At 23.4% G+C, this 14,797-nt stretch carries 12 protein-coding genes; all 12 read left to right on the plus strand.

Annotation, left to right across the window (positions count from 1 at the left end):
• Positions 1-210 precede the first annotated feature (210 nt).
• The 12 genes from ACTG46_RS20240 to ACTG46_RS20295 all read left to right on the plus strand — a co-directional run bounded on the left by ACTG46_RS20240 (position 211) and on the right by ACTG46_RS20295 (position 14,797).
• Entirely contained in the window at positions 211-831 is a 621-nt protein-coding gene (locus tag ACTG46_RS20240; RefSeq protein WP_479924237.1) for a hypothetical protein, read from the plus strand.
• Positions 832-1,392: 561 nt separating this feature from the next.
• Positions 1,393-2,091: a class B sortase gene (locus ACTG46_RS20245; RefSeq protein WP_479924238.1), complete on the plus strand. Its 699-nt coding sequence runs from the start codon at positions 1,393-1,395 to the stop codon at positions 2,089-2,091.
• Between the two features lie 156 nt (positions 2,092-2,247).
• On the plus strand, positions 2,248-3,222 hold the full coding sequence (locus ACTG46_RS20250; protein WP_479924239.1) for a zincin-like metallopeptidase domain-containing protein: 975 nt from the start codon (positions 2,248-2,250) through the stop codon (positions 3,220-3,222).
• A 229-nt stretch (positions 3,223-3,451) separates the two neighbouring features.
• Positions 3,452-4,018, plus strand: coding sequence for a hypothetical protein (locus tag ACTG46_RS20255; protein WP_479924240.1), 567 nt, complete (start codon positions 3,452-3,454; stop codon positions 4,016-4,018).
• A gap of 302 nt (positions 4,019-4,320) precedes the next feature.
• Positions 4,321-4,758, plus strand: coding sequence for a hypothetical protein (locus ACTG46_RS20260; protein ID WP_479924241.1), 438 nt, complete (start codon positions 4,321-4,323; stop codon positions 4,756-4,758).
• Between the two features lie 38 nt (positions 4,759-4,796).
• Complete coding sequence (locus ACTG46_RS20265; protein WP_479924242.1) at positions 4,797-5,150, plus strand: hypothetical protein; 354 nt, start codon at positions 4,797-4,799, stop codon at positions 5,148-5,150.
• A 108-nt stretch (positions 5,151-5,258) separates the two neighbouring features.
• Positions 5,259-6,227 carry a peptidylprolyl isomerase gene (locus ACTG46_RS20270; protein WP_479924243.1) on the plus strand — a complete coding sequence of 323 codons (969 nt, stop codon included), beginning with the start codon at positions 5,259-5,261 and terminating at the stop codon, positions 6,225-6,227.
• Positions 6,228-6,382: 155 nt separating this feature from the next.
• On the plus strand, positions 6,383-7,744 hold the full coding sequence (locus ACTG46_RS20275; RefSeq protein ID WP_479924244.1) for a hypothetical protein: 1,362 nt from the start codon (positions 6,383-6,385) through the stop codon (positions 7,742-7,744).
• Positions 7,745-7,757: 13 nt separating this feature from the next.
• Positions 7,758-11,051 (plus strand): hypothetical protein, encoded by a 3,294-nt coding sequence (locus ACTG46_RS20280; RefSeq protein ID WP_479924245.1) that lies wholly within the window; start codon positions 7,758-7,760, stop codon positions 11,049-11,051.
• A 55-nt stretch (positions 11,052-11,106) separates the two neighbouring features.
• Positions 11,107-12,153 (plus strand): C40 family peptidase, encoded by a 1,047-nt coding sequence (locus tag ACTG46_RS20285; RefSeq protein ID WP_479924246.1) that lies wholly within the window; start codon positions 11,107-11,109, stop codon positions 12,151-12,153.
• Between the two features lie 693 nt (positions 12,154-12,846).
• Positions 12,847-13,572, plus strand: coding sequence for a hypothetical protein (locus ACTG46_RS20290; protein WP_479924247.1), 726 nt, complete (start codon positions 12,847-12,849; stop codon positions 13,570-13,572).
• A 1-nt stretch (position 13,573) separates the two neighbouring features.
• Positions 13,574-14,797 carry a hypothetical protein gene (locus ACTG46_RS20295; RefSeq protein WP_479924248.1) on the plus strand — a complete coding sequence of 408 codons (1,224 nt, stop codon included), beginning with the start codon at positions 13,574-13,576 and terminating at the stop codon, positions 14,795-14,797.

Here is a 14,797-nt window from a genome sequence, read left to right on the forward strand (position 1 = left end):
TAAAGAAATAAGGTTAATGGTAACCTTTTTATCTATTTTAGATGATAACATAGATAACAATATTATACTAGTATTTTAATTAAATTAATAAAATAATAAAAAATCTCTAATATATGATGTATCTAATAAAAGTATATATTAATATATATTTTAAAAGTATATAAATAATATATATTAATATTATTTAATACTAATTAGGAGGTATAAAATATGAAACAAGATAAATTTTATTCTTCATTAAGAATAACTGATTTTAAAAATTACAATATATTTAACTCAAATTTTTATAATCTACTTCCATTGAAGTGTATTTGTGGAGAAGATTTATTAATAACGAAAACTCTTTCAAAAATATATTGTTGTGATGAATTTTGTATTTATAATTTAGCATATCGTTTAAAAGATTTGTTATATGATATTGGAGTAATATCTACATTAAATGAATGTATAAATTTTTTTGAAGTTAATTCAACTAAAAATATTTATTTTATATTTAGTGATTCTAGAACAAACAATTTTTACTTAGAAAATAATCCTATTTTAGAAGATAGCTTTATAAATACACTAAATGAAAATAAAACTCTTCATTTAATTGACTTAATTAAACTTGGACATGTTAGAGAAATAGAAGGTTTAGAAAGTAAATTATTCTGTAACTATAGTAATTTAGAGGATTTTTATGCTGATTTATATAGTGAAAAAATACATTTATTATATAAATTACTAGAGGTTGACATTAACAATGCTTCCTTAATAAACATTTATAGAAGTTTATTGATATATAAAAAAGATTTCTTTGAAAGTTTGCAATATCTAACACTTTTGAAATAGGAGATATATTATGAAAAACATATTTAAAGTATCAAAGCAGGATATCAATGAAAAAGAAATATTACCAAACCAGTTCAGTAAAATATTATTTACAATCTATACAATATTACTTATATCTATAATATTGATAAATTCATCAATAAATGAAATACCTCTATTGCAATTAGATAATAGTAAGCTTAGTTTGTTAATTCTTTTATCTACAATGGTATTTTATAGAAGTCTGTATTATTTAACATTATTATTACTCTTAGGGCTTATAATGACTATACTCAAATTTAATAGCTTAAAAGTTTATAAATATTATACTGTTTTTACAATTATACTTTATATTTATATGATTATTATCTATTTTTTTACCTTAAATTTAAAATAATTTTCAGAAAGGAGAATATTTATTATGATATTACAAATTTTATTAGAATCTTTAGATACAAGCTCTGGTGATATAAAATGAATTCAAATACATATAATAAGTTGAAATCACTTGTAACCAGAAAAAAAAATATAGTTATATTATTTACTTTTCTTTTTATTTTTCTTTTTATAATGATTATTATTGTGTTTAATAGTATAAATGATAGAAAAAAAATAGATATTAATTCAAATAAATATAAAAATAATGTAACAATAAAAATTGATAAAAATGATGAATTACCTTATTTAGACTTAGATATTTCTAAATTAAAAAGTAAAAATAAAGATATAATTGGCTGGCTAAGAGTTCCAGCAGCTAAAATAGATATACCAGTTGCACAAACTGATAATAATGAATTTTATCTTACTCATGATATAAATAAAAATAATAACAAAGCTGGATGGGTATTCTTAGATGCACGTAATAAATTAGGTTATATTAATATGAACACTGTATTTTATGGTCATAACCTTAGAAATAGACAATTTGGGCTTTTAAAGCAACTCTTAGATAAAAATGTGAATAGTAAAAAAGATGCTGATTTAATTCAATTTACAACAGTTGACAAGCAAATGGTGTTTAAGATTTGTTCTGTATATATTACTAAAGATAATAATTGGAGTTATACTGAAATAGATTTTGAAAATGATAATAGAAAAGCTTTATTCATGAAAAATATACAAGAAAAAAACATTGTAAAAAACTTCAATAAAAACAACCTTTCATTTGGAGATAAAATAATAACACTTTCCACTTGTTTTGGTAATTTAGGTACAAATAAAAGATTAGTTGTACATGCTAAATTATTAGGAATAAAAGATATAAATATAGATATAAAATAAATATAAGTATTTTGAGATATAAATATAAATTATATTATATATAATACAAAAATAACAATATATATAAAGATATATTATAATATATATCTTTATATATATTGTTATTTTTGTTGTTAATTTAAATTTTTTAATACTTCAAAGGAAGGTGCATAAACAATGTCTGATACTAAAGAAAAAGTAAGTGTAACAGAAATAATAGTAAATAGAATTATTGAAAAGATTGAAAAAGAAGAAAAATTGCCTTGGCAAAAACCATTTCTATTTCCTAGTTTGAACTGGTACACAAAAACAGAATATAGAGGTATAAATAAATTTCTTTTATATGGTGGAGAATATATTTCTGTAAGTCAATTAAAAAAATATAATTCTGAAAATAAAACTCGTTATTGGTTTGATAAAGGTACTCCCTATGAAATTGTACTTTATTTCTCATATACAGATAGACCTTTAAGTCAAAATGAGGTAAAAGAATATGAACTTAAAGGGCAAAAAGCTTTTAAATTTACAATCATAAACAAAGATGATACTTATTATGAAAGAAAATGGCTAAAAAAATATTCTAGAGTTTATGATATTAAATACATACATGATAAAGATGGTGGTACATTAACTCCTTTATTGGGAGGAAAAGTTATAGATGTACACACAAATCCAGATGAAATAGTCGATAATTACATAAAACAACAAAATATTAAAATTTTAAAACAAGGAAATGAAGCTTTCTATGTAAAGGGAAAAAATATAGTATTTATTCCAGAGCTGAACCATTTTAAATCCAATGAACATTACTGGAGAACATTATTCCATGAATTAATCCATTCAACTGGAGAATCTTATCGTTTGGATAGAAAAAGTCTTGAAGAATATAAAAAAGATATAACTATTAGGTCTAAAGAAGAACTTGTTGCTGAGATGGGAAGCTTATTATTAGCTTCTGAAGCTGGATTTAAGGAAGGCACTACTATTGAAGCTAACTCTGATAATTATCTATTATCTTGGCTAGAATGGATAAATAATAATAAGAAAGATATTATATCTTGTATGACACATGCTGAAAAAGCTAAAAATTTTATATTAGGAAAAGATTTAGATACCTATAGCTCTGATTTGACTTCAAAGAAAATAAAATAATTAAATATAATATTATAACTTATCTAGACAGAAAATATATATCTATATGTCAAAGTTCTTAATTTTAAATACTTTTTTATGGTTTTTTTTCTAAAATACCTTAAAAAATTTCCTATTATTTATTTTTTATGTATTAAAATACATTCAATTTAAAAATCAAATTGTTTTTTTAAAAAAAAAGTTGTAAAATATATTTATAAGAAAAAAAGTGTGAGAAGGGGGAGACTACATGATTACTTTTTCTGCTAATCCAGACCATTATGGAGCTATATTGAATTTGAATTTAAGCTCTTTACCAAAGACTAAATATGGTGAAGAATGGTTCCATGACCTTTGGATTAAATGTTGTAAACATCCTTCAAAGTTTCGAGAAGGGGTAAATCCAGATAATTGGGGATGTAAGTGTGATAGTAATACAAAGATTAGTCTTAGTAAGAGAGAAGTTCCAATAATTAAATCTGATGAGAATTCTGATTCGAATAATAATAGATGTGTCGGTGTAATTGATACAATATTAGGTGAGATAGATAACAATTTAGATAAAGTACTTGAAGAATCATCTTTTCCATCTGAAATATCTAAATTTTTAGAAATTAGAGACAAGTTAATGGTTACTGATGATATAGATTTGTTCTATATAGTAAAAAAAGCATTAACTTTCAATTCTATAGCATTAGATAAGTTAAAATCTATTTCTAATAAGTACAATCTAGAAAATATATTGAAAGAGATTTTAGTTCCAAATTGTTTTAGACTTCTCTGTGAATCTATTGAGAGTACATCCTACTTTGCGTAATTAACTTGTACAAGGATACTTAAATATATACTTCTAAATAAATAATTAATAAAAATATAAAAGGTATTAAAATAAAAATATAATTAATTAGGACTCATTACTATATTAAGAACAAGTTATTTTATAATAATACAAAGTAAGTATTTAATATATAATAATAAAATTTAATATTTATCTATAATATAAAAAGGTTATAACAATATTTATTTGTTATAACCTTTTTTATATTGAGGAAGATGTTAAAATGATGCAATGTGATTTATGTGTAAGTTAGTTATTTAAAATTAATTAGGAGGATAATAATGAATATATATTTAGGCATGATAAAAAGAGAAAAAAAATTTATAGGTATCATAGGTATATTTACAGAATCAGGACAGTTTTACAAAGGATATAAGAAATATATTGATGAAGAAAAAGCTTTATATGAAAAGTATATTTGTATATATATATGGTCACTACATAAATTAAGAATTCTATATAACAATTCAAAGCTAGATATTCATTGTTGCAATATATTTATAGATAAACTATTTATATATAAATATATAAGAAAAGAATATTACCCCAAAACATATAAAGATATTTTTAGAGATTTAATATTAGAAATATCTTTATTGCCTATGGAAACAACTATTATATATAAAAATAATATAAATAATAAATTATCTATAATATATAATTTATTAAACGTAAAAGAATATTATTTAAATATAGAAGATGTTTTAAGCAATAAATAATATTTTGAATATATATTACATATTAAGGAGGAAGAATTTTGGATTTTCTTGAAAAAATGAATATGTTAGATGAAAGTATGAGAGTGCAATATGTAATTGATACAGGCATATTTTATAATTTACAAATAAATTCAGCTACTATCAGTTACAAATTTCCAAATTGTGACTCTATAGATTTAATTTTCAAAGGGATAAGGTTAGATTTATATTTAGAAAAGTTATTTAATTTGCTTAATATCATAATAAAAAAAAAGAATTCAAAATGTATCTTAAGCGAGAATAATAAGCAATTTGAATGCCCACTACTAATATGTTTGTTAGAAAATAAGGAAGGAGAAATGATAAAACATTCAATTTTAAATATTGAAAACTTAACAGAGATTTTGGATTAAAAAATCTAAGATTATAATAATTTAAGAGAAGGGAGATAGGTTTTATAACCTAATACAACTATGACAAAAAAAAGTAGGAAAATAATTTCAATTTTCATATTAGCTCTAATGATACTATCTACATTTACATATTTAGGATACTATCTTGGAAATGAAAATAGCACAAATAAAGTGATTTCTTTAAGAGAATATAAGCAAAATGAGGTTCTAGCTTCAATAAATAATAAAAATATTTTAGGTAAAGACTTACAAAAAATTCTTGATATATATACAATTGGGATGCCAATTAGTGAGAGAAATAAGTTAACTGAAGATGATATAGATATGATAGAAAGTGAGTCTCTAAATAGTATAATTTCAACAAAAGCCCTGCTTGATGTGATATACAAAAACAATTCTGTTAGTATAAAAGATGATGAATTAAAAGAACACTATAATACTATGCTTAAAAGTATGTTAGATGCTACTAATCTTACAGAAGAATCTTTTTTTAGGTACTATAATATCAGTTCTGAAGATTTGAAAAATCTATTTAAAGAGGATTTATTAGTTGCAAAATATTTAAATAAAATATCTACTGTATCTGATAAAGAATTAAAAAATTATTATGAAAAAAATAAAGATAAGTATAAAGAAATTAAAGTATCTAAAATATTAATAAAAGATACAACAGACAAAGGAAAGAAAAAAGCAACAGACATTATTAAAGAATTAAATAATGGTAAAAAATTCGAAGAATTATATGATAAATATGATAATGCAAAAGCAGAAACTAATAGTAATGGTGGCGATTTAGGATATCAAACAAAAGATGATTTACAAGAAGAATTAAGAAATGCATTATTTTCAAAGGATTTAAAAGTTGGAGAAGTTTATTCTAAACCAATAAAGACGGAATTTGGATATTTTATAATAAAGAAAACAGATGAGAGAGATTCTTCTATAGAAGATATTAAAGATACTTTAACTTCTGAAATAAAATATAATAAACAAAACAAAGAAATATCTACTGTATTAAAAAATTCAAATATAGATATAAAAATAAAATTGAATGTACCAATTAAAGAATTAAAATAATTATCTAAACAAAACTTATATTTAATAATATATAAGTTTTGTTTTTTAATATATATATATATATATTAATATAATTAAATTAAATAATAATATATATATTACAGCAGATAATTATAGTTTATATAATTAATTTTTTAATAGGAGTAGGTGCAAAAATGAATAGATATAAAGTATTAGAATCTGAAATAAATAAAGGAATATTAATAGATGAAAAAAATAATGTCATTATAAATAATTGGACTCCCAACAATGTACGTAGAATTATAATAGGCAGCTCAGAAGCTTTAGTACAGTATTATGTAACTGAAGGTAAGTATAAAGAAAGAATTAAGTTAGTTAAATTCGGAAATGGAATAGAATATGATATAACACTATTAAATAAAAATAAATATTCATCAATATTAAAAGTATTAACTTCAAAAAGAGTTTTATCTTCTGTTGAAGAAATTATATTCTGTACAAAAGATTATAATTTAGCATTATTAGATGTAGATATAAATCAATGGATTTTTAAAGAAAAAAAGTCTTTAGCAACAAGATTTGTAAGACTTCACAGCATTTCTATTATTGATTGTAGTGTGTCTGATGTAGCAAGTATGATTAATAGCACATTTGCACCAGAAAAGCTTCTTATATCTGAATTAAATAAAAAATATAAAGTAAATATTGTTGAGAAAATACATGAACATGATTGGTTTCTAAATACAAAATTAAGAGATTACTGCTACTCGATGGATAAAGAAGATGGAAAATTAGCAAGATATTTTACTTCATTAAAACTAAAAAAAGAAAAGGAATATAAGTTAAATAAATTAAAAGATATTGAAACTAAAAAGCTTGAAAAACTATGGACCAGCCATGGTAAAAATATAATTTTTTTAATAAGAGAAATAAATAAACACTTTAATACAATGGAAAATATATTTTATGAGTTATCTTATATTGAAAAACTTGAATGGGGTAAATACATCAACTATCAATTTATAAAAAAGATGTTAATTGATAAATATGGAGATAATTTAGAAAAAGTCAGAGCAGTTGATATATCAAGGTTATTAGAATACATCAATGTAGATGAAAGAGATTCTAAAGATATGTTATTATTTAAAGATATTTTGTATAACAAAATATTAAGAAACAGTGAATATAAAATGGAATATAAAAAAATTGCTCTTGAAGATAGTATTTTAGAATATTTAAATATATTAAACACAATATTATACAAAATTATATTTAATAGCTGTAATCTAGCATTTATATCTTACTTAAGCAGAGAAGGAATAAAATATATTGATTATCAGATTGAAGTACTTAATATAGGGAATGCATTTATTGAGAAATATACAAAAAAAGATTTAGAATTATACAATTCTTATGAAGATGAAAATAAAGTTAAATATGTATATAATAGTTTATCTGCGAAGGTAGTAAAAGATAATGACTGTTCTATACATGAGAGGATAAACACTATAAATAACATATTAAATACATTTGAAGATATATATTCATCTAAATAAAGGAAGTGATAAAATGGACAAAAATATATCTCCTCTTGATTATGTTTCAAATAAAATAAATTTTTTATTAAACAATTCTTCTTTAACTATAGAAGATGTTAGACACATAATTATGAAAACTATGATTTCTGTATTAAATACTTCTGAAAGCAAGGTTACATCTTTATTATTAAATGCTTCAACTAGTGATATAACCTATTCAAATCTATTAGATAAAATGTATCCTAAAGCAAGTAAATCTTTAATCAATGAAAAAGGAAATGATTATGGAGTACTTGTAGATTCTTTTACCAAAGCTACAATACAATTGTATTGGAATGAGATACTAATTAAGAATTTGAGTATTGAAGAATTAAAAGAATATACTAAAGACTGTAATACACTTATCTATCCACTTAAGGATGAAAATGAATTGAAAATTAAAGAATTATTGAGAGGAGACAACTTATTAGAAGGGTTAAATTCAATAACTGAGCTTTATAAATATACAAAAAATATAAAGAATAATGATAAACATTCTGTAGCTACAAAGAGTAAAATAGATTACATTTTAGAACTAAAAAAACAAGGATATAACTTAGTATCAAATGATACTGTAATTGCAGGTAATAACAATTTAAATACTGAGATAATTAAAATATTAAAATCTGTTTATAACCCTTTGACTACTAATAAAGATGGACATACATTTGATAATGCTAATATGTCTAATCAAAGACTATTATCTAAGTTGGGACTTGATTATAAAACAGTTGATTTATGGTCAGCTAATATATATACAAAAGATGAAGATTTAGCTTTTAGAGTCTTTATAAAAGAGGATGATTCTTCTTTTAGAATAAGAGTTAAACTACCCTTACATGTTGAAAATTTCACTTTGGCTGAAAATAAAACTGTTTATTTATCTCAATCAAGTAAAAACATAAGGACTGTGGATGTTTTAGACAAACTAAAACCTATTCCTGCCTTATTTTCTAACTCAGACCCAACATTAGGCGAAGTTTATTCATCTTGTTTCTTTTCAATACCAACAATAACATCTCTTAAAGCATTTGGGATAAATACAATATATAATTGCATCCAGTTTGTTATAGTTAAAGATTTATTTGAATTTAAAAATAAAAACTGGCTCTTGAGAAATTATATAAAACAAGCAAGAGGTAGTGATGTTAATACTGAATTTAAGGATTTTAAAAACCTTCCTCTAGGTAAAAAAGTTGTTCCAGGAGTATTGCCTGGTGATTTACTTGGTTTAGAATTTAGAAATGACCGTCCACAATCAGCTTGTCTGATGTGTGGAGGAGCTGGAAGTGGAAAGACTGCAATGATATATAGTCTAGCGATACAGTTGTTAGCTCTTAATGATACTAACTTAGGTCTAGGTGCACTAGTTTTAATTGATGCAAAAATGGAATTACCTTCACCTTGGATAAGAGCCTTTAAAAAGAAGAATATCCAGCTTTATGGATTCGATGCTGAGATTTTACCTAATTCTGAGTTAAAAAAAGAAATTGTAAATAGAAAAGGAGAAAAACAAGTTGTTCCTATTTCTGAATCTATACCAGGATTTATTGGTGGACTAATTTTCTTAAAATGTGTTTTTTATGCTATACAACATTTAAAAAAGAAAGCAAAAGCAGGAGATGATATTGTTACCTTCAATAAAAATAATATTTCTATAGATGGTATTTCTAAGCTTCCTAGGACAGCAATAATTGTTGATGAATTAAATTTATTAAAAGATGTTTTGGACTCTTTTGACAATGGAAGAGGGAAAAAAATATTTTCTGATTCAATTCCACAGGCAAAGGCTACTCGAACTTCAGGATATGAATGGATATTATGTGGACAGGACTTATCCAAATCAGTTATACCAGCTTCTGAAAGAGGTAATTATCCTTATTCTATTGTAGGGGATTTACAACATGAACGTTATGAATATTATGATATTAATCCAAATATAAATGTTTTGAAATATGAAGATTTAAATTGCCCTGAAGGAAATAGAGAAAGAGCTATAGTAAGCCAGGGAGTATTTTATGCTGGAGGTAAAAATTCTAATGCTTTAGTAAAATGTATGTATTTACCTGAAAATGAACTAGAGGATGCCTTAGATGATTTAGGGATTAACTTTGAAGGAATGAAGCAATTTGATAGTATTGTAAAATATGCTATTAAAAATGGTTTTTTTGAAGATACAAATAATCCATATGGATTAAAAAATAATATAGTTTATAGTGCTCTTAAATCTATTGGAGCTATTACTCAAGAAGAATTTGATATTTATACTGCAAGAATGTTTAATGAAGCTTCAGATAGTAATAATACTGAAGATACTGATACTATCTTAAATGAATTTAATAATATTGATTATCCAGAAGTAGAAAATATTAGTCACATAGATGCTATTAATAAAAACAATTCTTCTGAATCTGACTTAAATAATTTAGTGGATGTATTTGATAATGATTTAGATAAAGAATATAAAAGACAATCTCTTGATATTGAAAGTAATAGTGAAATGCATCCTAATGCATTTCTCGGATGTCCTCTTTACAATGAAAAAATAGATGTATTAAATAATCCTTTTGAATTTAAATTTTCAGATACAACACTAGGAACTGTATATGCATTTAGAACATTTACCAATTTGGTTACAAAAGAATTATGCAAGGCATATGGCTCTATTGATAGAATAGAAACATTAAAATTAAGTAAAACTGGAATTTTTATAAATGGGACAGCTTTTAGACCTGTATTTTCTGAGAATATAATAAAAACATTACCTGTTGATATTAGGCATAAAGTGAGAAATGGAAATATAGTAGATTTTTTTGACTTAGGTAAAATAATCAAATTTAAATCATTAACAAAATTAATTGTTGAAGATATCTATTTAGCTGAAACACGTTTACGAAAAGAACTTTTCCTTGATAGAGATGAACATTGGAGTATACTATATGAACATTGTGAGAATTTAATATATCTAGAAATAGGTGGAGATGAAATAAAGAGATATGTAGATACAGATTATGATGATGAAGATTGTGAAGAATATCAGAAATATAAGTTTCATGAGAAGGTAAAGAATGCATTAGGTATGGATTCATTTAATCGAAAGAGTAATGTATCTCCAATGGGTCGAGTATGGGCATCCAAACCTGTTAAAACGATTTGTGGGGCTGTTGGCTGTACTGTAGGACTTAAATCAACGTTTGTATTGGCAAGTATATTTGGAGGATGGGGCTTGGTATTTGGGGCATTTGCTGGGTATCATGTTTACAAAAACTATTCAAAGAAAAATTAATATTTTTAGTGTATGAAAGAGAGGTGACACCGTTATTATTTAATAACGGATTTGTATGAAAAATAAAAAGTTATTAATATTATCAATATTTTCATTTCTTACCTTGAGCATTCCCTCTTATGCAGATGAAATTAAATATAATATAGCTACTGTTAAAGATGGACTTGTCTTAAATGTTAGAGATGATAAAGAAAATATCATATATAAAGCAAAAGCAGGAGAAGAATTAAAAGTAAAAGCTTCTTATGATGACAAGTTAGAAGTAGAAACAAAAAATAATGATACTGGATATGTTGATTTAAAATATGTTGATGTAACAGAAGGCAAATTGTATGTAAATGTTGATTCTATAAATATGAGAGCTGCTAATAATATCAATTCTAAAGTACAACTTGAATTAAAAAAAGGTGATTCTGTAGTAGCTCTTGATAAAATTGGAGAATGGGTAAAAGTAAGAAAAGGGGATAAAGAAGGTTATATAAAAGAAAAATATTTAAAAGATAAAGATGATTATTTAAGTAATGCACTAAATAATGATGTAAAAGTTATAAGTATTGGAAACGAAAATATATTAGACCAGGATTATATTAAAAACATAGAAAAGCATAATGCAAAGGTGGAGGAGTATGTTAGAAAATTAGAGAGTGAAAATAGCAGATACATAACAGATAATCTACCAAACAAAGATTTTACTGACATACAACAAGTTCCTCATGCTAATAAGCAAGCAGCTCAAAAACTATTAGACCTAGTTTACCAAAAACAAGGATGTCCATATGTTTGGGGAGCTGAAGGAGAAGACACTTTTGACTGTTCAGGACTTACTATGTGGGCATATAAAAATGCTTTGAATATAACTATACCTAGAGTTTCTAGAGACCAGGCAAATATCGGAAATGAAGTTGACAGAAATTCACTTGAAGCTGGAGATTTAGTATTCTTTGCAACTGGAGAATCTAGAACAAGAATCAGCCATGTTGGTATTTATGTTGGACAAGGAAAAATGATACATGCTCCTCACACTGGTAGTTTTGTTAAAGTGCAAGATATAACAACATCTTTTTATAAAGATAGATTTATCAAAGCAGTAAGAATAATATAAATTTACAATTAAAATTATACTTTTACCTCATCGTATTTAACAGTTTGATTATACGATAAATATGTTTTATGCAATAAATACATTTATTTATTGCATAAAATACTTTTTAATAAATATATAAAACAGTTTTATTTTATAATTTACTGTTATAAATATATTAAATAATATTTTTTACGATAAATAACATACTTTAATATTTTTATACATTTTATATTCGCTAAAATAACATGTTTTTTATTATTTTAAAATTAATTGGTAAATTTTACCATTATTTTTTTGAATACAACTGTTAATTTAAGGAAATAAATTTATTTTTACGTTTATGTATGTTATATTATTTATAAATAGATTTTATTGTTTTTGGAAATTAAATACAAAAAATAACATTATTACTTTAAAATACTAGTCTTATATTTTAACATTTAATTTTACTAATTTGAATACAAAAATAGTCTTATTAATTTAAAAGTATAAAAATAGTTTTATTATTTGTTCCAATTTAGTTACATTAGGACAGAAACATTTTTTTGCTAAAAAAACAATTCTATTATTTGTTCTAATTTTGTTCTAATTTATGTATAAATTTTGTTACAATGCAGTGTAAAATAGAAATATTTTAGCTTTTATGACCAAGATAAGCTATATATAAACTTAAGATAAAGATTATATAGTAAAGAATCAAAAAGAAACTTTTTGAAAGGAGAATTTTACTGCAATAAAGTTATTTATTATTTATATGCAGTACTTAAAAAGGCAATGAATATCTTTAAAAAATTAGATTTAGAATTAGCAAATGTTACGAAAGATTTATTAACAAATGAAAATAATGATAGAGAGTATGCAATGCTATTAAGAAGAAAAAATTTATTATTGGAAATAAATAAGATTTTAAATAGTTATACATGGCTACATAGTAAAACATTGGTATCCAAAATAAAGTATTTTATAAATAATAATTATTCTTATGATGCATTAGCAAGTAAATACTCGCTTAAAAATGTTGCTGCTAGAACTTGTATATCGAGAGCTGGTAAGATATTTAAAAATACAATAGGAAAAGAAATTTTAATGGAGGCCTTTGGAGAAACTATTTTACATGCTGATAGAGATTTATCTGATAAATTTAATTTAGGTAGAATGAAGTTCATATTAGAACTTAGAAGTAAATTACCTGATGCTTTGAAAAGTGAAGATATTAAATTATCAGATTGTAAAAGAGAAATAATGTTTTTACATTATTTTACTTTAAAAAGCTTTCAAGATAAATTTAATACTCTATCTTCGGAGAAATTATCATATATAATGTGGATACTTGAAAATGGTCAGACAAAAACTGAATCAATCTTATTAGATAGTTACCTAAAATCAGAAATAGATTTTGATAGTTTTATAAAAAAATTAGAGGAGGGAATTAATTAATATGTCTATACATCTAAAAACATTATTGAACTTAGAAAATGATAACATAACAATCAAATCTTTATCTGAATTATTATTTGTTTATGAAATAGATAGATATGTAAAATCTATACTTAATGATAACCTTTGCTTAGATAATGTAAAAATAGTACCAGAATTACTAAAAAATAAATTTTTTACATATGTAATGCATGAAGGGCTTCCTTTAAACTATGAATACAAAATAGAAAATTGTAGTAAACTTAATAACTTTTCCGTCACAGAAATAATTGATGAAACAAATATTAGTTTTATTAAAGACACTGATGAAGAGATAATATATTGTTGTGATGAAACTAATTTCTCAATAAATTATAGATATAATAAAAGTAATAAAGATATTATATATATATCTATAGTTGCTTATATATTTATCAGAGCTTTTAGTAATAATAAAAATGTTCCTAAAATTATTTTTGGAAAACCTACACATACTTATTTAGAAGAAGAATATAATCACCTCATAATACTAAATACCTATGGAAATAAATTTTTAAAAAGTTTTGAATATCGTGGAATTTGTATCAAAGAAGACTCTAATCAAGAATGGCTCAGTTATCTATCATACAGACGGCAACTAGGATATATGTCTAGACCTTATAATATTATTGAAAAATTCAAATATATATCAGAAAATTATAAGGTTGGTGATGTCTTTTTATATTACAAGAGATATTTTAGAAAAGAAAAAAAGCTAGATGTTATAGATTTAGAAAATATACCTACAATAGTAGGATGTTTCCCTGCCATTATAAGAGATATTAAAAAAACTTCTATAACAATAGATTACTATCCTACAATAGAAACAAAATTAACTAGATATATGAATCTAAGAGAAGTTGAACATAGTAATTTTGCAGACAACTTAACATTTGATGACTACAATCTATTTACAGTGACTCAAGAGACATTTGATTATCTTTCATTTGGAATTGATGATTTAACATTTGATGAAGATATCATGTTTCTTTCTTATATGGATGATTATGATGGTTCTTTTCAATGGTTAAAAGATAAGAACAATAATTTACATAATGTTTGGCTTAACACTATAAATACAATATATGCTGTATTTAAGGATAGAAATGTACAATATAACCAAGAAGATTTTTTAAATAAATATTTTAAAGATAAAAAACCTTTTTATGATATTATAATTGAAAATGGAATTGATGATATAAAATAG

Source organism: Clostridioides sp. LIBA-7678 (assembly GCF_056716065.1).